The sequence below is a fragment of the Formosa sejongensis genome (assembly GCF_033447105.1).
Taxonomy (GTDB): Bacteria; Bacteroidota; Bacteroidia; order Flavobacteriales; family Flavobacteriaceae; genus Formosa.
Genome location: NZ_JAWQUN010000021.1, coordinates 18,144 through 41,052 on the forward strand (window position 1 = coordinate 18,144; position 22,909 = coordinate 41,052).

At 34.9% G+C, this 22,909-nt stretch carries 17 protein-coding genes; 10 read left to right on the top strand and 7 right to left on the bottom strand.

Annotation, left to right across the window (positions count from 1 at the left end):
* Positions 1-165: 165 nt before the first annotated feature.
* From R6X41_RS15745 to R6X41_RS15780, 8 genes are all read left to right on the top strand, one after another.
* Complete coding sequence (locus R6X41_RS15745) at positions 166-1,353, top strand: putative glycoside hydrolase (RefSeq protein ID WP_318501307.1); 1,188 nt, start codon at positions 166-168, stop codon at positions 1,351-1,353.
* A 56-nt stretch (positions 1,354-1,409) separates the two neighbouring features.
* Positions 1,410-3,218 carry an arylsulfatase gene (locus tag R6X41_RS15750; RefSeq protein ID WP_318501308.1) on the top strand — a complete coding sequence of 603 codons (1,809 nt, stop codon included), beginning with the start codon at positions 1,410-1,412 and terminating at the stop codon, positions 3,216-3,218.
* 34 nt (positions 3,219-3,252) lie between these two features.
* Complete coding sequence (locus R6X41_RS15755; RefSeq protein ID WP_318501309.1) at positions 3,253-5,184, top strand: SGNH/GDSL hydrolase family protein; 1,932 nt, start codon at positions 3,253-3,255, stop codon at positions 5,182-5,184.
* Positions 5,185-5,209: 25 nt separating this feature from the next.
* Complete coding sequence (locus tag R6X41_RS15760; protein WP_318501310.1) at positions 5,210-7,618, top strand: glycosyl hydrolase family 95 catalytic domain-containing protein; 2,409 nt, start codon at positions 5,210-5,212, stop codon at positions 7,616-7,618.
* Between the two features lie 118 nt (positions 7,619-7,736).
* On the top strand, positions 7,737-7,940 hold the full coding sequence (locus tag R6X41_RS15765) for a PLDc N-terminal domain-containing protein (protein WP_318501311.1): 204 nt from the start codon (positions 7,737-7,739) through the stop codon (positions 7,938-7,940).
* A 122-nt stretch (positions 7,941-8,062) separates the two neighbouring features.
* Positions 8,063-9,676 carry an alpha-L-fucosidase gene (locus R6X41_RS15770; protein ID WP_318501312.1) on the top strand — a complete coding sequence of 538 codons (1,614 nt, stop codon included), beginning with the start codon at positions 8,063-8,065 and terminating at the stop codon, positions 9,674-9,676.
* 192 nt (positions 9,677-9,868) lie between these two features.
* Positions 9,869-10,603 carry a 3-keto-disaccharide hydrolase gene (locus R6X41_RS15775; RefSeq protein ID WP_318501313.1) on the top strand — a complete coding sequence of 245 codons (735 nt, stop codon included), beginning with the start codon at positions 9,869-9,871 and terminating at the stop codon, positions 10,601-10,603.
* A gap of 393 nt (positions 10,604-10,996) precedes the next feature.
* Positions 10,997-14,482 carry an alginate lyase family protein gene (locus R6X41_RS15780; protein WP_318501314.1) on the top strand — a complete coding sequence of 1,162 codons (3,486 nt, stop codon included), beginning with the start codon at positions 10,997-10,999 and terminating at the stop codon, positions 14,480-14,482.
* Positions 14,483-15,003: 521 nt separating this feature from the next.
* On the opposite strand, the gene R6X41_RS15785 is transcribed toward R6X41_RS15780, so the two are convergent.
* A complete protein-coding gene (locus tag R6X41_RS15785; RefSeq protein WP_318501315.1) occupies positions 15,004-15,447 on the bottom strand; it encodes a GNAT family N-acetyltransferase in 444 nt (147 codons plus the stop codon).
* A gap of 11 nt (positions 15,448-15,458) precedes the next feature.
* A complete protein-coding gene (locus R6X41_RS15790; protein WP_318501316.1) occupies positions 15,459-15,851 on the bottom strand; it encodes a rhodanese-like domain-containing protein in 393 nt (130 codons plus the stop codon).
* Positions 15,852-15,986: 135 nt separating this feature from the next.
* On the opposite strand from R6X41_RS15790, the gene R6X41_RS15795 reads away from it, so the two are divergent.
* Entirely contained in the window at positions 15,987-16,877 is an 891-nt protein-coding gene (locus R6X41_RS15795; RefSeq protein ID WP_318501317.1) for a LysR family transcriptional regulator, read from the top strand.
* A 205-nt stretch (positions 16,878-17,082) separates the two neighbouring features.
* On the opposite strand, the gene R6X41_RS15800 is transcribed toward R6X41_RS15795, so the two are convergent.
* Both R6X41_RS15800 and R6X41_RS15805 read right to left on the bottom strand, forming a co-directional pair.
* The gene (locus R6X41_RS15800) at positions 17,083-17,700 is read right to left on the bottom strand and encodes a sulfotransferase family protein (RefSeq protein ID WP_318501318.1); all 618 of its coding nucleotides are present in this window, start codon (positions 17,698-17,700) and stop codon (positions 17,083-17,085) included.
* Positions 17,701-18,514: 814 nt separating this feature from the next.
* The gene (locus R6X41_RS15805; RefSeq protein WP_318501319.1) at positions 18,515-19,084 is read right to left on the bottom strand and encodes a GNAT family N-acetyltransferase; all 570 of its coding nucleotides are present in this window, start codon (positions 19,082-19,084) and stop codon (positions 18,515-18,517) included.
* 513 nt (positions 19,085-19,597) lie between these two features.
* On the opposite strand from R6X41_RS15805, the gene R6X41_RS15810 reads away from it, so the two are divergent.
* Positions 19,598-20,509 (top strand): patatin-like phospholipase family protein, encoded by a 912-nt coding sequence (locus tag R6X41_RS15810; RefSeq protein WP_318501320.1) that lies wholly within the window; start codon positions 19,598-19,600, stop codon positions 20,507-20,509.
* 102 nt (positions 20,510-20,611) lie between these two features.
* Here R6X41_RS15810 and R6X41_RS15815 read toward each other — a convergent pair whose 3' ends face one another.
* The 3 genes from R6X41_RS15815 to R6X41_RS15825 all read right to left on the bottom strand — a co-directional run bounded on the left by R6X41_RS15815 (position 20,612) and on the right by R6X41_RS15825 (position 22,333).
* Entirely contained in the window at positions 20,612-20,782 is a 171-nt protein-coding gene (locus R6X41_RS15815) for a hypothetical protein (RefSeq protein WP_318501321.1), read from the bottom strand.
* Between the two features lie 172 nt (positions 20,783-20,954).
* Positions 20,955-21,530, bottom strand: a complete 576-nt coding sequence (locus tag R6X41_RS15820) for a YdeI/OmpD-associated family protein (protein WP_318501322.1) — start codon at positions 21,528-21,530, stop codon at positions 20,955-20,957.
* Positions 21,531-21,667: 137 nt separating this feature from the next.
* Positions 21,668-22,333, bottom strand: coding sequence for a DUF6962 family protein (locus R6X41_RS15825; RefSeq protein ID WP_318501323.1), 666 nt, complete (start codon positions 22,331-22,333; stop codon positions 21,668-21,670).
* Positions 22,334-22,909 lie beyond the last annotated feature (576 nt).

A 22,909-nucleotide genomic window follows, 5' to 3' on the forward strand; every position in this document is an offset into this window, starting at 1 on the left:
GTTTCAGGGTCTCAATGCTAATTTATTGACCCACATATAATAATGAGATGATGAAACTCATTCAGTAAGACGGTTAAATAAGTCTAGGACTATAACTAGATAGTCATTATTAAAATGATGGAATTAATTAAAAATACAAGAATATATAAAAAATAAAATTTGAAAATGAAAAATACAAGATCTATAAAAGCATTCAGCATGTTGTGTTTAATTACATTTTGCTTGACTTCATGCGGGACATCAAAAGCCCCAACAAAAATGATTGAAACAAACGCATTATTCCCGAAATTTAGTTGGGAAAGTACACCAATGTACTATCATTTTGGTGATATTGATCGTGTTCTAGAACCAAAAGAGGTTGCGTTTATAGCAGATAAGACAGATTTTATTTGTATCGAAAAATCACATGCCTTCAATCAGCTTGGCGATCAAGTATTAGGTACAAAGTATGAAGTGGAAGCGTTTCACAAAATCAACCCTAAATCTAAAGTTCTATTTTATTATAATTCTTATTTAGCATGGCCTTATCCTAGTTTGAATCACGAATTTACTCCTGAAGGCATTGCTGAAAACCCAGAATTAGAAGAATTTCTTTTTATTAGTCCTGAGACAGGAAAATTAAGAGAAAAAACAAAACCTGCATTTTCATACTATTTTGATGCTTTGAATCCTGATTTCCGTAAATGGTGGGTAAACTCTGCCGCTGAAGGTGTTAAAACCTCAGGTGCCGATGGTATTTTTATTGATCGTATGAATGTGGGGCTAGATATGGATTATCCTAATGATAAAATAGCTGAAATAGCAATAGCTAAAGGTGAAATGATGGCTAATTTAAAAAAAGAAATAGGGCCAGATAAAATATTGATTGGTAACAACGCTGCCAATACGAAAGAGGTTTTTCCTTCTTGTGATGGTTTTATGTTCGAGCATTATAATGACGATGTTATGAGTAAAGAAAGTCTTTTAAAAGATTGGGAAGACATGCTACGAATTTATAAAGCTGGAAAAATGTCTATTTACCGTTTCGGAGCAAAAGGTAAGGGGAAAACAGATATCACTATTGGCGCAACAGATACCGATGGTATGGAACAAAAATCTAAAGATCAATTAGAATTCCACCAAGCGTGTTTCCTTATTGGTGCACAACCGTATGCGTATTTTCAATGGAACTGGGGTTGGAATCTAGCAGATGGTAATTTAATAAATTATCCTGAATTAAATAAACCACTAGGGAGCCCAAAAGCAGATTTTAAACGTGTTAATCCAGAAGGATGGATTTTTACTCGTGAATTTGAACACGCAAGTGTTTGGTTAGATACCGAGACTAGAAAGGCTAAAATTACTTGGAAATAATTTTAATGGGTATCGTTCTTCAGTCTGAAGTAAATTAAATGTAATTTAAAAATAAAATGAAAACAACTAACTTATCCAAAATACTATTGTTTTTACCTATGGTTTTAGGTTTTTATACGGTAGTGGCGCAAACAAAACAGAAACCGAATGTTATTATTGTCATCACTGACGATCAAGGATACGGGGATTTAGCATGCACAGGAAACCCTATTGTAAAAACACCTAATTTAGATAAGTTCTATAAGGAATCTGTCCGTTTAACCGATTTTCATGTGGCACCTACTTGTGCACCTTCACGATCGGGATTAATGACTGGGCGTTATGCTAATAGAGTAGGGGTTTGGCATACCATTGGAGGAGTATCTATTCTTCGTGAAAATGAAGTAACCATGGCGAATGTGTTTCAAAACAATGGTTATGAAACAGCCATGTTTGGGAAATGGCATTTAGGTGATAATTACCCTTCACGTCCACAAGACAAAGGTTTTAAGCATGTATTATCCCATGGTGGTGGAGGCGTTGGTCAAACACCAGATTATTGGAATAATGATTATTTTGACGATACCTACTTTGAAAACGGTGTGCCTAAAAAAGTTGAAGGTTATTGCACAGATGTTTGGTTTAGTGAAGCCATAGAATATATTGAAACCAATAAAGACAAACCGTTCTTTTGTTATATCTCAGCTAATGCGCCTCACCTTCCTTATAATGTTCCTGAGGACTATTACAATACCTATAAAAATGAAGACATTCCAGAAGAAATGAAGGTTTTTTATGGGATGATTACTAATGTAGATGATAATTTTAAACGTCTTCTAGACAAATTGAAGCAATTGAAATTGGAAGACAATACCATTGTAATCTTCATGACCGATAATGGTACGGCCACAGGATATCAAGATGTTTATGGAAAGATGTATGGGTATAATGCTAATATGAATGGGATTAAAAATAGTGAGTACGAAGGCGGTCATAGAGTTCCGTTTTTTATCTCCTATCCAGATGGCGGAATTTCAGGCGGACGAGATGTTAATAACTTGTTAGCGCACTTAGATATATTGCCATCACTAGCAACAATCTGTGATTTACAAATGCCTGAATTAGAGTTGGATGGTAGTGATGTCTCGTCGTTATTATTGGATGAAAATGCCGTATTCCAACGCGATTATTTAATTACAGATTCTCAGCGTGTTCAAGAACCTATTAAATGGCGAAAAAGCGCAGTCATGTCAAATAACATGCGATTAGTAAATGGTACTGAATTATATGACATTTCTACAGATCCAGGTCAAAATAATGATATAGCAACTAAATTTCCAGAGACTGTTACCAAAATGCGTGGGTATTATGACGAGTGGTGGAGTTCAGTTTCTACAGAATTCAATCAGTTTCCTGTTATCATAGTAGGTTCAGAAAAAGAAAACCCGGTAATACTTACCTGTCATGACGAACATGTTCATGATTCAAAAATTCCATGGAACCAAGATTTTATTAGAGAAGCGAAATTAAATCCTATAGGAGGTGAATTCACCCTTGAATTTGAACGTGATGGTGTTTATGAAATTGAAGTTAGTCGCTGGCCATTTGAGTCTGGTTTGATGATTAATGAAGGTATTCCTGGTAGAAAAGCAACCACGTATGTTGAAGCCATATCCGAAGGAAAAGCAATGGATTTTAAAAAAGCAATTGTAAAAATTGGAGGATGGAAAGAAGAAAAAGCAGTACCGTTAGATGCAAAATCGGTTGTATTCAAAGGTAACTTTACCAAAGGAAAAACATCTATGTCCTCATGGTTTATTGATAATGACAACAATGAAATTGGGGCCTATTATTTTAAATTAACTAGAATAAGTGCTTTAAATTAATATGAAAAATAAAAACCTATTTATAGTCCTTATTATGGCAATACTCACTTTTTCTTGGGGCTTTGCTCAAAATAATAATAGTGAAGGCGTTCAAACAACTTGGAAAGGTTTCGAACGCATTAATTTCAAATTTGAAGGTCGAGATGCACAGCTTACAAAACCAGATAAACCATTACCTGGAAATCCTTGGTTATGGCGAGGTCGTTTTCCGGAGTATCATGCCGAAATAGATAGTATGTTGTTGGCAAAAGGATTTCATGTGGCTTATGTGAATACAGACAATCAGTTTGGGAGTCCAAAGGCTGTAGCTGTGTGGAACAGGTTTTATGAAGAGCTAATGTTAACCTATCAATTAAATCCGAAAGTGGCCTTACATGGTCACAGTCGCGGAGGGTTATTTATCTACAATTGGGCGAAACAAAACCCCGATAAAGTAGCCTGTATTTATGGAGATGCTGTGGTGTGCGATTTTAAAAGTTGGCCTGCAGGTTTCGGAAATAGTAAGGGCAGTAAAAAAGATTGGGAGACGCTAAAAACTGAATATGGTTTTAAATCAGATGTCGAAGCTAAAGCGTACGCAGATAATCCTATCAATAATTTAGACGGATTAGCGCAAGCAAACGTCCCTATTTTACACACTATAAGTTTAAAAGATGGCGTAGTTCCTCCAGATGAAAATTCATTAGTATTAGTAAATAATTATATTCAATTGGGCGGAACAGCAACAGTGTCGCCTTGTAGCTCTGGGGTTCAGAAATCCAACGGACATCATTATAATATTGACGATCCTGAAATGGTAGTCGATTTTATTATGAGAAACAGCATAAAGGATGCGCCACTAGTGTCATCGGCATATCATAATATGCGAAGTGATTTAAAGAATAGCTACATTCAATTTGAACGCAATAAAACAGGTCGTGTCGCTTTCCTTGGCGGGTCGATTACGCATAATAGTGGTTGGCGAGATAGTATTATGGACTATTTAGAACATAGATTTCCTAAAACTAAATTCGAATTTATTGCGGCAGGAATCCCTTCTATGGGAAGTACACCTGGAGCGTTTCGACTAGAACGTGATGTGTTATCTAAAGGTAAAATAGATTTGTTATTTGAAGAAGCAGCGGTAAATGATGCTACGAATATGCGGACATCAACAGAGCGTGTTCGTGGGATGGAAGGTATCGTTAGACATATACGAAAAGCGAATCCAGAAGTAGATATCGTGGTTATGTATTTTGTCGATCCAGATAAAATGGAAAGCTATCGTACCGGAGAAGTACCAGAAGTGATTAAAAACCATGATTCAGTTGCCAAACATTATAACATTCCGACCATTAATCTCGCATTAGAAGTCACCGAACGCATCGATAACGGAGAGTTTACATGGAAAGACGATTTTAAGAACCTTCATCCTTCACCTTTCGGACAAGGGGTTTATGCGCATTCTATGATCGCATTTTTAGAGACAGCCTATTCGGGTCATTTAGATCCTGACGATAAAATAGCAGCTCACAATTTGCCAAAACCTTTAGATGTTTATAGTTATGAAAACGGTGTTTTGTTAGATGTTTCTACTTTAAAGTTGAGTAAAGGTTGGACATTAGATCCATCTTGGAATCCAAACGATGGGAAGACGTTTCGTGAAAATTATGTAGATGTACCGATGTTAATTAGTGATACTCCGGGAAGTACATTAAAACTAAAATTTAAAGGGAATACCGTGGGTATTGCCGTTGCTGCTGGCCAAGATGCTGGGATTATTGAATATAGAATTGATAAAGGAGAGTGGCAAATATTAAACCTGTTTACAAAGTGGAGTAAATCGATTCATTTACCATGGTATTATACGTTGGCTAGTGGTTTAACTAAAGAACAGCATCAATTAGAACTAAAAATAGCTAAGGAAACCGATTCAAAAAGCAATGGGAATGCGTGTAGAATTAGGTATGTCTATGTGAACGAGTAAAATGATGTTATAGAAAAAATATATTATGAGGATAAAAGTTAGTCATTTTGGAGTGTGTGTAATTCTCATGCTGTCATTTTTAGGTTGTAAGGATGCACCTTTACCAGTTTCATCGGAGAAAATTTACACTGTCTGGGATAACCAGCCTTCAGCAAACCGTGGAGGCGATTTTAATATTAGTAAAGCCAGAGGATATCCTTATGATGAAGATTGGGAACTGTATTCATACCCTATTGGTAATGGATATATGGGTGCCAATATTTTTGGTAGAACGGATACAGAACGAATTCAGTTAACTGAAAAAACATTGGCTAATGAAGGACTTTATGGCATTGGAGGATTAACGAGTTTCGCAGAAATTAATTTGGAGTTCAATCATGAAAATCCAACAGACTATAGCCGGTCTATTAATATTAATGAAGCCATTGCTTATGTTGACTATACCTATGACGGTGTAGCATATACTCGGGAGCATTTTATGAGCTATCCTGATAATGTGATGGCTATAAAATTGAGTGCCAATAAAAAAGGGAAAATCTCTTTTACACTCAAACCAGAAATTCCTTATCTCCGAGATTCGACTCAGAAAAATACTAGGACTGGAGTTATGAAAGTTGAAAATGACTTGATTACAATGTCTGGTTTTATAGAACATTTTAGTGTCAATTATGAGGGGCAAATAAAAGTCATTAATGAAGGTGGAGAATTAACAGCTTTTCAAAATGGAGATAAGTCAGAAATAGTGGTGTCTAATGCCAATAGCGTGATCATTTTAATTGCGGCGGGTACAAATTATGAAATGACTGAGGCGCTTTTTAAGGAAGACGTAAATAACAAGAAGCTAGACCCTAATAAATTCCCTCACGATAAGGTGAGTGCTTTAATTAATACGGCTTCGGATAAAGGGTATGAGGTGTTAAAAGATAGACATCTTGATGACTATCAAAATTTATTTTCAAGAGTGCAGTTGGAGTTTACAGAAAATACACCCATAGAGCCAACTAATGTAGTATTAGAAAACTATAAGCTAGATCCAAGTAATCATTACCTCGAAGAGTTGATGTTTCATTATGGGAGATATTTATTAATCTCAACGTCTAGAGCAGGGACTTTACCTTGTGGTTTGCAGGGCGTTTGGAGCCAGTATGAAGTGACTCCTTTTACGGGAGGGTTTTGGCATAATATTAATATACAAATGAATTATTGGGGTGCTTTTAATTCCAATTTAGCTGAAACATTCACGCCTTATGTCGAGTTTTTTGATGCCTATCATCCTAAAGCCAAAAGTTTGGCTACCAAATATCTTAAGGAGCATCACGCTTCAGCGCTAGCGAAAGATAGCCTTGATAATGGCTGGACCATTGGTACAGGAACAACACCATATAAAATTGTAGGACCTGGCGGACATTCAGGCCCAGGAACCGGTGCACTGACCACCAAAATGTTTTGGGATTATTACGAATTTACAATGGATACCACTTTCCTTAGAGAAAAGGCCTATCCTGCTATTTTGGGCATGAGCAAGTTTCTGTCTAAAACATTGGTTCCTACAGGAGATAATCTTCTTCTTGTAGACCCTTCTGCATCACCCGAACAAATACATAACGGTGCCAATTACATAACGGCTGGAACCACTTTCGATCAGGAATTGGTTTGGGAAAATCATAATGATTTGCTGAAAGCTTCTGAAGTTTTGGACATTAGAGATGATTTCATAAATGTAGTTCAAGACGAAATCAACAAGCTAGATCCCATTATTATTGGTAAATCTGGTCAGATAAAAGAATTTAGAGAAGAGGAATACTACGGAGAAATTGGACAAAAGAATCATAGACACATCTCGCACCTTTGTGCCCTTTATCCAGGGACACTTATTAATACGTCTACCCCGGAATGGATGGATGGATCTATAGTGACTTTAGACGAGAGAGGAAATAATACAACAGGTTGGGGAATGGCCCACAGAATGAATCTGAGAGCACGCACGAAGGATGGTGAAAAAGCCCATGAAGTGTATACAAAATTTATACAAGAAAAGACATTGCCTAATCTATGGACTACCCATCCGCCATTCCAAATTGATGGTAATTTTGGTGCTATGGCTGGCGTTTCAGAAATGCTTCTTCAAAGTCATGAAGGATATATTGAACCTTTAGCAGCACTTCCTAAAGCGTGGAATAATGGCCAGTATAGTGGTTTAGTAGCGCGAGGTAACTTTGAATTAGATGTTGTTTGGACAGATGGAAAAGCGACTTCTATTAAAGTATTATCGCGAAGTGGTGGAACGTGTACCCTTAAATATGATGACCTTTCAGTGGCAAAATTAACAGATGAAAAAGGAAAGTCTATCGCGTTTAAAAGCGATACTTCAAACACGATGTCTTTTGAAACTAAAAAGGGAGAAACCTACCTGATTCGCTTTGCAGAAGAATGAGAAAACGATGAGGTGTAATCACAAGGTTTATAAGCAGTAGGGTTTAATGCTAACAGAAGATTTTTACATATAAATCAAGACAGAACAAAATGATATACTTAGGAATCATAATCCCTTTTTGATTAAAGTCGTTTTAATATCAATACTATTAACGCTTATAATAACACTAATAAATTTAATTGATATTTTTAAAAGTAAGCTAAATGGGAATGATAAATTTTTTTGGGTATTTGTAGTTTTATTTTTCAATCTAATTGGAATAAGAATATATTTTTTTACTAAAAAACAAAACATCAAAAGAATAAATCAAACAAAAGATTAGAAAATATTGTGTGGTATACTTTTGATTTTTTTTAAGTAAATCCTCGTATACAGACACGCAACTATTCTTATGTATAAACAGCTGAAAATAAGTTGACTTAATTAGCACAAAAGATATAAATCATGAAAAACAAAAAATATAAACTACTGATTTTTATTGCGGTTGCTATAAGCACTTTTTCATATTCTCAAGATAAAGATCTGTCATGGGAAGCATTAAGTGAACAATACGAGATTCCAGAATGGTATACAGATGCCCGATTTGGGATATGGGTGCATTGGGGTGCTCAAACCGTACCAGAATATGGAGGCGGTTGGTATGCACGACATATGTATATGCAAGATGTAGGGAAAGAGACCTTTGGTAAAAATGCCTACCCGTATCATCTTAAAACATATGGGCATCCATCAGAAGTGGGATATAAAGATGTCATAAATGAATGGAAAGCGGAAAAGTTAGATACCGATGCACTTTTAAAATACTTTACAGAAGACTTGGGTGCTAAATACTTTATGGCTTTAGCACATCATCATGATAATTTTGATAATTGGAATTCTATTCATCAGGAATGGAACTCCGTTAATATGGGGCCTAAACGTGATATTATTGGTGAATTTAGTAAATCGGCTAAAAAGTACGGCGTGCCTTTTGGTGTAACCACGCATGATGAACGTTTTTTCGATTGGAATTTACCAGCTTTTGGTTCCGATGATTCTGGACCATATAAAGGCGTGCCTTACGACGGAAATTTAACCAAAGCAGATGGAAAAGGAACGTGGTGGGACGGTTTCGATCCAGCAAACTTATATGGTTTACCTCCGGAGCAAAGAACGGCAGCATGGGAAGAAGCATGGAAAGCAAACTGGTTGTTACGTATGCAAGATTTACTAACAAATTACGATATAGATTATATGTGGTTCGATGGTCGTGGTTTTCCTTATGGTGAGTATGGAAAAGAAGCCTTCCGAACTTTTTATAATCATAACTTAAATGAAAATGGAGAAATAACCGCCGTTATAGCTGGTAAAATTCCAGGTAGAGACCCCGGAATATTACACGATATCGAGCAAGGTGTAGAGAATAAAATCTCTCCAGTACCCTGGCAAAGCATCTGTAGTTTTACGCATTGGTTTTATAAAAAAGACGATCCATCCCGACACGATGCGAGAAGTACAATCGAATTGCTTGTAGATGTGGTGAGTAAAAATGGAAATTTTGTATTGAATGTAGAATTGCTTCCGGATGGTTCAATTCCACCTGAACATAAACTCATTTTAGATGAATTTGGGGATTGGTTTCAACTGAATTCAGAAGCCATTTATGCCTCTAAACCATGGAAAGTACATGGCGATAATTTGTATTCTAGTTTTATAGATCCAAATTCTAGCAACAAAAATTTAGCAAATATGAATCCTGAAGACCTTAAAAAGATGGAGGATAAACAGTTTAATAACAGAACTAAAGATACCCCACCTTATGGTCCGAATGAAGTCCGATTTACAACCAAGGGAGATGTGCTATATATGATAGTATTAAATCCTACTGAAGGGGACATCAAAATTCCTGCTCTTGGATTAAAATCGCAATACAATCCTAAAAAAATTAGATCTATAACGTTAATCGGTAGCGATGAAAAAATCAAGTTTAAGCAAGAGCGAGATAAACTAATTTTAAATGTTCCAGCTCATAGACCAAATGCGTATGCGGCGGTATTTGTGGTTTCAGGAGCACTTTAAGGAGATAAACGAATTTTACAAAAATATATATCCGTATAAACTTATAATGGTTCTTATTGTCAATGGTAGCGGATGCGAAAACTACTACATCCCATCTTCTACGCCGCTCGATTGGACACTAAGTTAATTACAATACTACATTATGATACATAGGGGATATTCAATAAAATAATCTAAAAATACGCTTTCATTATGGTACAAAAGAAGTTGTTTATTCCCATGTTATGCATGCTGTGTTTTATTTCGAATACGATCGTTGGGCAAACGCAATTAAGTTCACTTAACGATTTTGTTCAACCTGTGGGGAACTGGGTAAAAGCGAATGCTGTGCAAATGGATGTGCAAAACCCAGAAACCTTAATATTCAAAGCCGATGGTGATTGCTTCGTAAACGGCGTAAATGGTAAAGCCAAATACCTCGTTACTAAAGATTCATATCAAGATATAGAACTGAAACTTGAGTTTATGCTACCTAAAGGTTCAAATTCGGGGATTTATTTTCAGAGCAGATACGAAGTACAACTTTTCGATAGTTGGGGCGTAAAAGATCAAGATCTTACGTTTTACGATTGTGCAGGGATTCAGCAACGCTATGACGACACTAGAGTAGAGGCAGAAAAAAGTTTTGAAGGGTATGCGCCAAGTACGAATGAGAGTAAAGCACCTGGAGAATGGCAAAGTTTACATGTTATTTTTAGGGCTCCGAAATTTAATTCAAACGGAGAAAAAATAAAGAATGCCCAATTCGATAAAGTTAGTCTTAATGATGTTGTAGTGCATGAAAACATAATATTATCAGGTCCAACCAAAGGAACTTTATCAGATGTAGAAGTGCTAAGTGCGCCATTCCGTTTACAAGGCGGACACGGACCTGTGGCGTTTAGAAATATTAGAGTAAATGTTTTAGAACAATCGTGTCCTAAATAATATTACATGTTCATTTTTTTTCATTGATAAAAAAACCCTTCGACTTCGCTCTGGATAAACCAAGCCAAAAAAATCTAGGCTTACGAACTTTTATCTAAATTTTTCGTTCACTATCTAAATTTAAAGAACTCGCTACTGAAAATCAACTATATAGAAACATATGTTTAGCTCAAACAGCTTTAAATTTTACGATAGTTTCTCTTCAAATTTTACGATAAATTTTCGATAGGCCAACCCAAAAAACAAAATTCAACTTATATAGAAAAAGTACCTCCCTAAGTACAACTAATTCCATAAAGTCAGTAGTGGCAAATCTTTGTAGAAAAAGAGAGTAATCGTTTAGGACCCTATTAGTTTTAGAATAATAAATTATAAATGAAAATTAATAAAATAATGAAACACTTTATCTTAATATTACTTTGCGTGATGTCTTTTGCAATGCAAGCGCAGGTACGAGAACAAATTGGAAATATTGATTTTTCCGATTGGTCAGGAGTCAAAAAAGATAAGCATAACGTTGGTGCGTTCTCTAGTGGAAAAACCATTTCGTATCGCTATCCGGATGGCGAGAAATCTTATAAAGGATTTAAACAAATACACGGCAATGCCAGCGACTGGAGTCCTTATGCAGGTGTAGCCTTCGATATTTACCTTAAAAAAGAGTCGCGTGCTAGCGTAGTAGTCAGCTTTAAAGTTGATGAGTCGGATACTGGAGGATTAAATCCTGTGAGTACGACTAATCTGCAAATTACTGGTATAGGTTGGCAGTCGGTTTATATTCCTTGGGAGTTATTCGATTTAGCAGAAGGACAAAAAGGAGCAACCTTGCAAGCGGTTAAGGAACTTGAAATTAAGGTAGATTCCGATAATAATAAAAGCCTTAAAATACGGAATGTAAGTGTCGCTAAAGGCGAGTTTATTGCGCTTGAAGCTCCAATTCAGGGGAAATCAGTTAAAGCAGGCGGACAAGTGGAATATGAAGTGGAGGTAAGTAATACCACCGCAAACATTCAAAATGTGCAGTTACAATTCACTAAATATGGTTGGGAATCAATGACTCAAACGGTTGATCCAAGCACCATTGAACTTCAACCTTTTCAAGTGGTTAAATGTACGGTTCTCGTAAATGTTCCTGACAGATTACCTGAAGGGGTTCATGAAAATCAAGTGCTTAAAGCCATTCCAAACGGAAAAGGAAATGCAGCCGCAACACTTCAGTTTACTACAGCTGTAACTGTTCCTGCTCCAAATATTGTTTTTACGGCAGATAAATGGCAGGAAGTTAGAGATAAAATGGAAACATACGACTGGGCTAAAGAAGGCGCTTTAACGTATGAAAAAATAGCACAAGAATGGGAGGTTCCAAAAGTAGATACTAATGGTCCTACTCGCGATTTTCAATTTGGTCAGCATTTATACAGCGAGAAAGATGCAAATGCCATGTTTAATACAGCAATTGCGTATCAGATTACAGGTAAAAAGGAATATGCAGAAAAATGTGCACTCTTTTTAAAACGCTTTTCTAGTGAAGAAAATGGATACCCTACAACATGGAGAGCTGGTGGTGCTAATTTTGTTAAAGAAGGTGGCTTCTTTCAGAATATTGCTCGTGGTTATGACATGATTCAGGATGCCGATTTGTTAACCGCTGAAGACCAACAATTAATAGAAAATTCATTTCGATTATATATTGATATTGCCATTACAGAAAATAGTGCAGGTAATATCGGGAACTGGGATTTAAGTGAATTAGCAGGCGCGTTTTATTGCGCACTTTCTATTCAAGATTTGTATTTAGCAGAAGAACTTTTAACGATGCCTGCTGGAATTTATCAGCAGTTAGCACAAGGTGTCCTTAACGATGGTTGGTGGCATGAAGCTGCTATTGGATATAACTTGTGGTGTTCACAAATGTTTTCTCAGATTGCCATTTCACTAGAGCCGTGGGGAATCGATTTTAAAAATAAGTTAATGCCTTTGGGTACAACACCTAATCATTCATTAACACCACGTAGAAACCGTCCGGGAGCTCATGGTATGAATTTTATGAAATGGGGAACCTTAAATAATAACAATATAGGTATTAAAGATATGTGGGATGCCGCTCTCGATTTTCTAGATTATCGCGGCGTTATGTTTGCTGTAAACGATGCCACAGAAACGCGTGTAAGTGGAGCCGATTACGAGTTGGCTTATTATTTATATCGCGATCCGGAATATGCAGGAATTATAGGACGTGGAAAAACAAGAGATTTACTTTATGGAGTTCCTGATTTACCAGAAGTAACGTCCGAAAAAGCAAGTAAATCCGCTTATGCCGACAATATGGGAATTGTACAATTACGCTCTCAAACACCAGATAGGGAACAGCGCGATCAAATTCAGGCCGCATTGCATTACGGAACACATGGTGGTGGACACGGACATTACGATCGTACGCAGTTAATTAGTATGATGCGTTATGGCCGAAGTTTTTATAACCCAGAGATGTATTGGTACGGGTATAGTTCTTATCTGTATAAATTTTTAGTCCAAGCCTCTATTAATAAAAACATGGTGGTGGTCGATGAGAAAATGCAAGAACCTACAGAAAGTTTTAAAACCCTTTTTTACACGGGAGATATGATGCAGGCTACAGCAGTAGAATCTAAATCCCGTTGGATGAATCCGCCTTATATGGGAATGATTTATGGTGGCGATCCTGTTACGGTAGAAGATAAGGCTTGGAATGAAGGTAGAAGTTTATTTATTCCAGAAGATCATCCGCCTTATGGAGATGTTACAGCACAAACAGATTCCATTATGCAACGTAGAGTGATGGTTATGATGGACGATTTTATTGTCTTATCAGATTACGCGAAATCTGATAGTATTCGTACTTACGATTGGCTCATGCAGATTAAAGGCTTTAAAACATTAAGTGCCGATAAAAAAGAGTTTTTAAGACACGACAACCAATGGAGTACAGATCCTTTAGGAGCAGCGCAATTTACAACAGATTGCGATTGGTATGAAACTACGGGAACAGCACGTTCGTCATTCGAAATGTGCTTTGGTGAAGGTTGCGATAATGGTGGTGCTAGAATGCGAAACAGTGAGGATGGTCCGTTAAAAATAGATGTGTTTAATGCCTGGCCAATTCAAAATGAAATCATGATTGGAACCACACCTGAAGCCTTTTCAGTAGAGAAAAAACTATGGTATACTATAACTGCAGATGATGTAGAAGTTGTTAACGACAGTACTAGTGCTTGGGTTTTGGGAAGTCAAGATATTAAATTAGATATTTCAGGTAAAAAGAAACTAGTGCTTACAACAAAAACTCAAAAAGCAAAAACAAATACTATTTTTTGGGGAGATGCTAAGTTAACGCTTAAAGATGGTTCGGAAGTATTGGTATCGTCATTGCCTTTAAAATATGAGAATATTTTAGTACCAAATACTAAAGGTAAGGATTATTATGATGGGCCAATTAAAATTGCTGGTGAACTTATGGGACAATCAACACCAGGAATGCCAGAAAATACAAAAGAATCAGGAACTATAACCATAGATATATCTGGTTTAAAAGCGGTTGAATTCAATGCAAAATTAGGTGGGGATTTCCCATTAGGAGATGAATCGTCACGTAGAAAAACATTAGCAGTAAGAACGAAAGGAAAAGAGACACGTTATCTATCGGTAATCGAACCTTACGAAACGGAATCTGTTATTAAATCGGTAACGGCTAAAAATGAGAATGAATTGATTGTAGAACTCTTAGATGGTCGAATTCAAGAAATAACTATTGGTAATGTAGAAAGTGATTCTGAAACCATTACTGTTGATGTCAAGGAAACGTTGAATGGTAAAGTAATACGTGAAGAACGTACGTATTAATGTTGTTAAGGCTTATGTATTGGGCTTTACTCCATACTGTTATTCAGAGAAAGGAAACGACCGAAGGATCTTTTTGTTTTTAGGTCATGGATTTTTGGTTTTAGTTATTAACATCTGCCTTGGTTAAGTCTAAAAAGATTCTATATTATAAATCCATCAACATGGACGTTACCCTAAACAGGTTTCAGGGGCTTACAAAAAAACACAACTTTAGACCGTTTTTAAATCTGGAATCAATTCTCACAAACGAAAACAGGAATAGGCTGTAAAGAACCTACTTTTAGTTTCCGTAGTATTCAAGAAAAGCAAAATCAGTCTAGTTTTTTGTCTTGGTGTATTCAAAGCGTAGTCGAAGGATCTTTTCATCAATTAAAATTGCGAAATACCTCATGAGTTCAATAAAATAATAATCCGAATAAAAATGAAAAAAGATATGTAGTAAAATCGATACACCTTTTGTTCTCCTCTAAAATAAGGAGTGTATTTATCAAAGTAAGATAAAAGAACAGGTTTTTTTGCTGTTAAATATTTAGATAAAACCGTTCTTTACTTTTCGATGTACCACCAATGCTATTATAAAATCCTATTGCTTTTTTATTAAAATCGGGAGTTTGCCATTGCATAATAGTGCAATTTTCAGACTTGCCATACTCTTGAATTTTCTCCATAAGCATTTTTCCTAAACCTTTTCCTCTCTTATTTTCTTTAAGATATAGACAATCAAGGTAAATATAAAAATGGGTATCCCAAGTCGAAAACTGTTTCATAAATGTTGCGTAACCAATTAGTAACTCTTCTTGTTTTACAACCAAACATTTTAGACTCGGATTTTCGGCAAATAGGAATTTAGATAATAATTCTATTTTGTTAGTCTGTTCATAATCTGCCTGTTCAAATTTGGCGTGGGCTTTACAAAGTTCTATAATCTGCGGTATGTCACTTTCTTTGGCGTATTGTATATCCATTTTATTCGGTTTTAACACGCACATTCCATTTGTGAACCTGGAGTTGGTTTTTGTCCGACGGTTGCATATCCGTCAAATTTCCACCATTCAATGCCTCCGATAAGTTCTTTTACTTTAAATCCAAGTTTTGTCATTTTTAATGCGCCTTTAGTAGATGCGTTGCAACCAATTCCATCGCAATAACAAACGTAAGTTTTAGACTTGTCTAAGTGTCTTGTGCTTTCTTCATTCATGTCTCTATGAGGAATGTTGATTGCAGTAGGAATATGTTCCTTTTCAAAACCAAAAGGTTGTCTAGCGTCCAAGGCCACAACATTTTTTCTATGTTCTAATTCGTCCCATAAATCTGATGGATCCATTTCGTAAACTAATTTGTTTTCATAAAATTCAATTTGTTTCTGCATACTTTCTAATGTTATTTTTGACAAAAGTAGATAGAACGGAATGTTTGATTTGTGTTTATAAATTGAGCGTTTTTAATTTATAGATGAAATTTTCTCAACTACATCATCACTGTTAAATTGTTAACTTTGTAGCGTATGGAAATCAAATATTTTAGATTAATAAAAACAATTGCAGAAGAAGGAAGTATCGCAAATTCTGCTGAAAAACTTTTTTTAACACAATCAGCTTTAAGTCATCAATTAAGAGAATTGGAGGAGCGTTTGGGGTTTAAGGTTTTTCTGCGAACTCGAAATAAATGGAAATTAACAGATGAAGGACATGAACTCTATACACTAGGAAATTCCATTCTCGAAAGTATTCAAAAAGGATTTCAAAATATAGAACAGTTACGAACGGGTTCTGTCGGCAAAATAAAAGTGAGTACTGAATGCTATAGTTTTTATCAAGGTTTACCTGCTTTTATTCAGAAAATGGGGCTTTTATATCCTGAAATACATGTAGATCTTATTCTTGAGGCGACACATCAGCCGATTTTAAAAATTTTGTCAAATGAAATAGATATTGCAATGGTGACATCAAAACCAGAAGATGATACTTTATCAAGTATAGAAATTTATGAAGATGAGATTTATGCAATTATACATAAAGAGAATCTTTTAAAATCTGTTGACTTCGTGGACGCTAATGATTTTTTAAATACGCACTTAATAATTCACTCTTTTCCTTTAGAAACGGTTTCGATTTACGAGCAATTTTTAAAACCAAATAAGATTAACCCGCTCAAAATTTCGGCTATCCCGTTAACCGAAGTTGCTTTGGAAATGGTAGATGCTAATATGGGAATGATGTGCATGCCAAAATGGGCTTTAAAATCCTTTAAATTATCAGAGGATTTAATCTTTAAAAGGATTGGCAAAAATGGACTAAAAAGAATCCATCATTTAGTTTTTCGTAAATCCGATATAACTAAAAAGTATATCAACGATTTTATTTCAAATTTTGAAGATGAGTTTTCAAAGGTTTAAGTATTTTTTTAGCTAACAGCTAACGTAATTTTGTAAGGTAGGATCTTCCGATTACACATAGAACACGCAATTAATTTTACATGCTGTTAGCTATACTTTAATAAAAGACAAAACTAATTATTACACCTTTTCCGGGTGTTTTATTATTGTTCATTAAAATCATTATATGTTATAAAGAGATATAAATGGCTAACACAATTCTTAGTTAACTCGCGCCTTTTATTAACTCCCAAAACTCTTCACGATTATTTGTACGCGGAAAAGCTTCATTTGGTACAGCTACATTAAGAAATTCACAAAGCGGTTCCCATCCGTCCTTCACTTGAAATATTAGTAATTGTTCTTGAGGAATACTCTCTTTTACGGCCTTATTATGAGCAATAAACCCTTCTATTAATTGATCTCTATCTGACCCAATTGGAAATCCAGATTTCACAACTACGTCATTAGCCATTTTTAGCCAGTTTTGTAAATGTTCAGGTACTGGTCCTTGAAGTAATTTATAGATGGTTGAGCCAAAACTATCAGCCCAACTTTCAGGGCTTCGCTCTGTTAATATAAATTTAGCTGTTGGGTACTCCTTGATTAATTCACGAAAAAATCCTGCTGTAGGCCAATCGACAGCACTTTTATAGCCCTCATAAATAGCGCTCCAATTTGCATTTCCTTTTATGGCCTCCGACCAAAGGGGCACTTGTACATCCATATTTTTAAAAACTCCTTCCATATGGTGACATGGTCCTTGTTCAAGTTTATTAATTGCTAATTTAAGTGAATTAGTACCCGTACGACCCAAACCAACTCCAATAATATTAATTGCCATAATTTCTCTTTTTTTTAATAGTAGTAACAGTTTTCAATTAAATAGAGTTAATCATAAAATTCACTACTTAAGTTATGAGTTATTGTAGTAACAGCTTGATTATAAATATACTAATTTTTTAAGCAGATTGTCTGTTATGACTGAAAAACACGTAGTACTACCTAGTGGTCGTACGTATTGGGTGTTTGTAAATGAGGTTTATGGGGTTAGTTGTTTGTAGATCGTTTTTATCACTAAAAACAAGAATGTAATGGATATTTAAAACAGCATGTGTAAGCAGCATCAGCTGCCCGTTATTCAGAACTAGTTTTTTGGGTATAGAAAAAGAAACCTGACAAACTGATTTTTAACAAACTAATCAAACTTTACTTTCGCTAATTACTAAAGCACGCGGACAACCTATATTTCGGAACTACTCCAGATAACAGCATCTCCCAAATTTTAACTGTTTTTGTTCTGTATAGTCTCCCCCAAAAAAAAGGTGTTAAAGTGCTATGCTTTTATGAAGGTAGTTGATCTTTTCTACTTCGTTACCGTTAGAAAAGGCCGTGTATAATAATTCCTAGAGGTTCTTCCTCGGGGTTTCTCATGATACTGTCTTCCCTTGAAATCGGGAATCTAAAATACAGATTTTTGCTTTTCGAATAGTGTGGTTTTGTGTCCGAGGATTTTCCGAAGGAAAATCAGAAGCTAACAAACGAGTAACTAACTTTGACTTTACTATAACTAGCAATTTTTAATACATGGTGTTGTACAAGGTTCTATTTTGTCTGTTCGGATAACTTTAATATCTGTTTGAGTATAAATCCTTCCGTTAATTAGATTTTCCCCATTCATCTTTAAGAATACTGTAAACATAAGTTCCTTTGCTTTCTCCATAGGATTGCATGTTATAATCTCTTAAAAGACCCTCTTTGATAGCTCCAATCTTTTCTATTGCCTTTTGAGATTTTATGTTATTTATGTCTATTTTAAATTCAACTCTTCTTAGTTTTAAATTGTCAAAACAATAATCCAAAAGTAGTCCTTTACAGATTGCATTAATTCCTGTACCTTGAAATTTTTCGCCAATCCAAGTCCAACCTATTTCTATCCGTTTACTTTGAAAACTAATATTTCCAAACATTGTCAATCCGATTGGGTTATTATTTTTCTGATTTATAATTTTTAAAGGATATAATTCTTTTTCTTTTTTTGCTTTTAGGCAGAAGTCAAAAAAATCGATTAAATCATTTCTGTTTTTTACCCTTGCTCCAAATTCGCCCAGTTTTTTACTGTAACTAATTTGCTCTATTGCATCAATATCGCTAATAGATAAAGGGCGCAGTAAAATTGAATCATTTTCAAGAATTAATTCAGATGAGAAAAATTTTTCTACGTTCATTTTTATAATTACATAATTTTTATTGAATGTGACATAATGGTTAGTGGCTTGTTTAGAAGTGTCTAATTTTTAGTTTAACACTTGATTATTAAGCGTTTAAATGTTTAATTTTAGCACAAAACAGCCATTAACTATACTCTCTATGTGCCCAGCATGGCCATCTTTTTATTTACCTAAAGGTAAATAATTAATTTAGAGGGTGCAAGCTTGCCTATTGGAGACATAGGTCCCTTATGGGCGTGTGTAACGTCTTGAAGCATTAACAATCCAAGTGCAATCTGCCTTAATTTAGTAGACCTTTAGAATCTATTTTAGGTCGAATATGGCAAGTGAATAAACCATTTAAGCCTAACGCTTCATAACGCGTTTTAATCTGTTGCGATATTTCAGGAGATGATATCATAGGGAGTATAAAAGGTGTTTTATAATGATTATTATTCTTTTAATATACTTGTTAGTTGCGAGTTAAACCAAATACGTTTAGATTCGCGAAACTCACTAAAACCTCCAATTATGAAAAAACAGTTTACAATTATTGCCTTTTCTTTAGTTTTACTATTTGCCGTATCGTCTTGTGCAAAACAATTTATGGTAGTTGACAATCCTGCAACACAACCGACTGCACGTGTACTTAATGATAGACCTGAGGTTGCTCTTGTACTTGGTGGTGGTGCATTTCATGGAATGGCTCATGTAGGTGTTATAAAAGTACTTGAAGATGCAGGAATACCTATAGACCTAATTGTTGGAACAAGTGCTGGAAGTATGGTGGGCGCATTATATGCTGACAACCCTAAAATTGACTCGCTTATGCCTTTAATAAAATCAACAACGGCAAAAGATGTTTTTGATTTTTCTTTATTCAGATCGAAAGAAGGGTTTGTTTCAGGGAAAAAACTGCAAGATTATCTTGGTAAACAACTTCGTGTTTCTCAGATTGAAGATACAAAGATACCTTTTGTAGCGGTTACTACAGATCTAGTGAAGGGAGAATCTGTAGCTTTAAAAGCCGGACCAATAGCTCCATCTGTTAATGCTTCATGTGCTATACCAGGAATTTTTGAGCCCGTAAAAATGTATGGATCTACTTTTGTTGATGGAGGCGTTCTTGATAATCTTCCCGTTAATATAGCCAAAGAGTACAATCCAAAATATATAATTGAGGTTAAAATTATGGCTTTTGAGACTACGGTTGACTTAAAGAATCGTCAGGATGTAATTATAAGATCTTACTCGGTTGCAGCAAATAAAGCTAATACTGAATTAACCTCAACAGCTGATGTTTTAATTGCTCCTAACTTAAAAGGTATTCCTTTAATGAGTAGTAAAGACAATGAAAAATTATATGAATTAGGAATGAATGCAGCGAAAGAAATGCTACCTGGAATAAAAGCTGAACTTCAGAAAAAAGGTATACTTAAATAGTGACATCAAATTAAAATAAGAAGCTCATATAACTATTAGTAGTTTCTGTGTTTTATCCAAATATGAAATAACAATATTACCTTTAATCCTAATTTAAGGGAACTAAAATACATGTGCCATATAGCACATGTATTTTTTTTTAATATCAGAGGTCTGTATTAAATTGTCCAATGGCATTTTAAGGTCGTGAGATACTACAGTAGCAAATTCTTTTTTTAAGGCGTTAACATAAGCTTTCGGTATAGAATGCCATCCAGAGAGAGGGACGACCAAAGCATTTTAGTTTTAGGGGGGTATGAGTTGTGGGTTTTTGTTTCTGTCTGTCCTGAGTGGAGCCGAGAGTGTTTGCCAATATAAAAAGGATAAAGAAATAGAGTTAATACCTTGGTTTTTCTAAACCATTTTTCGTGCCTCAAAATCACCACTAGGACTGTAAGCCGTTTTTTTATCTAAATTGTTTTGGTTTCAATTGTAAACTAGCACTTTCTACGATTTCTATAATTCTTTTATGTCTTGTTTCTTTTCTTTTAGCGGAAATAACCCAATATAAAATGGACTTTTTATTAGACTTGCTTAAGCTTTCGAAATATTCCGATGCTACTTTACAAATTGCTAGTTCTTGTTTTAGATCTTTCGGAATTTCTAGATTTTCAACGCCGTCTAGAATTGTCCAAGACCCATTTTCTTTTGCAACTTCAATACTTTTATAGCCTGCTGCCTTCATAAGTTCTTGGTCAATTAAATTTTTTATTTTGACCTTATTTACTTTCGACCAGTTACTTTTTGCCTTCCGTTTACTGAAATATTGTTTGTATCTCTCAGTATCAATTGTTTTTTTTGTACTGTCTATCCAACCAAAACAAAGCGATTCGTCAACAGATTCACTCCAATTAAGATTATGATTTGGTGACTTCTTTTTATAAAAAATCAACCAAACAGCATCCTTTTCTATATGGTTTAATTCAAGCCATTTTCTCCAATCCTGTTTGTTAGAAGGACAATATTCTTCAACTTCTTTCATCTTCTATTTTTTTGTTTTTATGCTTACTGCGTTTTATATACGATTGGTTTTAAATCAACAATCTATGCTTATGCTTGGAGTAGAAAAATAATGAGGGTTAGGCAGTCCTGCTAATTTCATTCGCTTGAAAACAGAAGTTAGCCCTTAATAAGGTTTTTAGCCCCTTTGTAAATGAGTACTGAAGCGATCATCATAAACACATGACTGATGTCTACATGATTAAACCATGTATTTAATCCTATTCTGAAAACAAAAAAGATAGCTCCAATGGTACTAAAGATCATGGCATATAATATTTGCTTGCTACCTGTGCTTTTTTCTTTAAGGTAAACAAAGCCTGTAAATCCTGTTACGACTATCCCCATACCATAGGCCGCATGAATAAGTACAAATTGGAAGTTTAATGTGACCAGTGAGAGTATTAAAAAAACAACTAATTCTATGATGTTCAATTTTGAAAAGAAAGCACCAATTTTTGGATCAATCCATTGTCGAGAATATTGTATCAAAGCACGTTCAATTAAAGCAATAGATAACATACTTGTAATCCATCCTGGAAGCTTCATATAAAAGGGTAAATAAGGCATAAAAGCATGACCTAAAACTCCACCTAAAAACGTGGCTAAACTCATGGAAAGAAAATAATACTTAAATAACCCCTGAATTTGACTTTGTTGAGGTAATGCATTTAATTTTATATAGGCTACTAAACAGATAATGGAAACCAAAACATCTGTTAATGCTGTTACGGGCTCGTGTAATACAAGTCCAAATAATTCAATTGATGGTTGTGGCTCTAACAATGTCTTTCTTTTGGTTTAATTAGTTTTTTGAATGTCTGCTATGTGATGATTTAATAACGGTTTTCGACTCCACTCAAACTGACCATACTAACTATTATGATTTAATACGAATATATTGGTTTTTAATGAAATAAGAAGCTAACAAAACAGCAACTAATATTTGTTTTACTAAAACTAACAATTTTTTAATAGATGGTGAAACTCCGTTCTGTTTTGTCTGCTTGGAGAACTTTAATTAGTGAATTAATCGGAAAGTATCTGGCAATGGAAAAAATGAAATCAGATAGAAATGCAATACTTGTTTTTTTATTTAGTTTCTCGATACTATTTTTCGTACCTCAAAATCACTCGAAAAGACAAATTGAACATTAATCTAGAATGTCATCCCAATGGAGGGAACTGGGTTATGAGTTACGGATTTCGGTAAAGATTTTTGTAGTTAGTTAGAACTATGAAACGTAGCAATGGCGTCAGCCATTCTATCGTAAAATGTGCAGTGAAATATCCGTAAAATTTTAGGCTGTTTGAGCAAAACGTCAGGAAGTTAATTTATCAAATTTTGTTTTTACCTAACGC

Excerpts from the sequence above, each read along its gene's own strand:
- R6X41_RS15770 (WP_318501312.1), top strand. The coding sequence starts at position 8,063 with ATGAAAAACAAAAAATATAAACTACTGATTTTTATTGCGGTTGCTATA.
- R6X41_RS15785 (WP_318501315.1), bottom strand. The coding sequence starts at position 15,447 with ATGGATATACAATACGCCAAAGAAAGTGACATACCGCAGATTATAGAA.
- R6X41_RS15760 (WP_318501310.1), top strand. The coding sequence starts at position 5,210 with ATGAGGATAAAAGTTAGTCATTTTGGAGTGTGTGTAATTCTCATGCTG.
- R6X41_RS15755 (WP_318501309.1), top strand. The coding sequence starts at position 3,253 with ATGGCAATACTCACTTTTTCTTGGGGCTTTGCTCAAAATAATAATAGT.
- R6X41_RS15820 (WP_318501322.1), bottom strand. The coding sequence starts at position 21,530 with ATGAAAGAAGTTGAAGAATATTGTCCTTCTAACAAACAGGATTGGAGA.
- R6X41_RS15800 (WP_318501318.1), bottom strand. The coding sequence starts at position 17,700 with ATGGCAATTAATATTATTGGAGTTGGTTTGGGTCGTACGGGTACTAAT.
- R6X41_RS15805 (WP_318501319.1), bottom strand. The coding sequence starts at position 19,084 with ATGAACGTAGAAAAATTTTTCTCATCTGAATTAATTCTTGAAAATGAT.
- R6X41_RS15810 (WP_318501320.1), top strand. The coding sequence starts at position 19,598 with ATGAAAAAACAGTTTACAATTATTGCCTTTTCTTTAGTTTTACTATTT.
- R6X41_RS15790 (WP_318501316.1), bottom strand. The coding sequence starts at position 15,851 with ATGCAGAAACAAATTGAATTTTATGAAAACAAATTAGTTTACGAAATG.
- R6X41_RS15745 (WP_318501307.1), top strand. The coding sequence starts at position 166 with ATGAAAAATACAAGATCTATAAAAGCATTCAGCATGTTGTGTTTAATT.
- R6X41_RS15750 (WP_318501308.1), top strand. The coding sequence starts at position 1,410 with ATGAAAACAACTAACTTATCCAAAATACTATTGTTTTTACCTATGGTT.
- R6X41_RS15795 (WP_318501317.1), top strand. The coding sequence starts at position 15,987 with ATGGAAATCAAATATTTTAGATTAATAAAAACAATTGCAGAAGAAGGA.
- R6X41_RS15775 (WP_318501313.1), top strand. The coding sequence starts at position 9,869 with ATGGTACAAAAGAAGTTGTTTATTCCCATGTTATGCATGCTGTGTTTT.
- R6X41_RS15780 (WP_318501314.1), top strand. The coding sequence starts at position 10,997 with ATGAAACACTTTATCTTAATATTACTTTGCGTGATGTCTTTTGCAATG.